Source organism: Lactobacillus sp. UMNPBX19 (assembly GCF_002553805.1).
Taxonomy (GTDB): domain Bacteria; phylum Bacillota; class Bacilli; order Lactobacillales; family Lactobacillaceae; genus Lactobacillus.
The window spans coordinates 1-496 of record NZ_PCYR01000097.1; the positions used below are offsets into that span (position 1 = coordinate 1).

Here is a 496-nt window from a genome sequence, read left to right on the forward strand (position 1 = left end):
GAAAACGAAGTTTCTATGGATAACGTTCGAGAGGTGTTGAAACAAGTGTATAAAATTAGAGAGGAGTATCAGCATGATTAAATTAGTGAGAGTAGATCATCGATTGTTGCATGGTCAAATAGCTTTTGCATGGATAAAGTATTTGAAAGTGGACTGCGTTTTAATCGCTAATGATGAGGTTGCTAACGATAGCTTACGGACGGCTGCTTTACGAATGGCTCGCCCTGATAATGTAAAACTGGTAATAAAAGGTTCAGATGAATCAATTGAAGCTCTCAACAGCGGAATAACGGACAAATATAATTTACTGATTCTGTTAGAAAATGTGAAAGATGCGTGTGAACTAGCAGAAAAGGTGACAGCTATAAAAGTAGTTAATTTGGGTGGAGCAAAGGATGGTGAAGGGAAGCGACAAGTCGCTAAGGCGTTTTTCGTTAATAATCAAGAAATTAATATTATGAAACGAGCTGCAGAAAAAGTCGGCACTAGATTTGAA

The 496-nt window shown here is 37.5% G+C and carries 1 protein-coding gene; it reads left to right on the forward strand.

Annotated features, from left to right (window positions below; translation table 11 throughout):
* Positions 1-73: 73 nt before the first annotated feature.
* Positions 74-496 (forward strand): PTS sugar transporter subunit IIB (locus tag CP370_RS09245; RefSeq protein WP_098046679.1); only part of this gene is annotated, 423 nt, incomplete at its 3' end.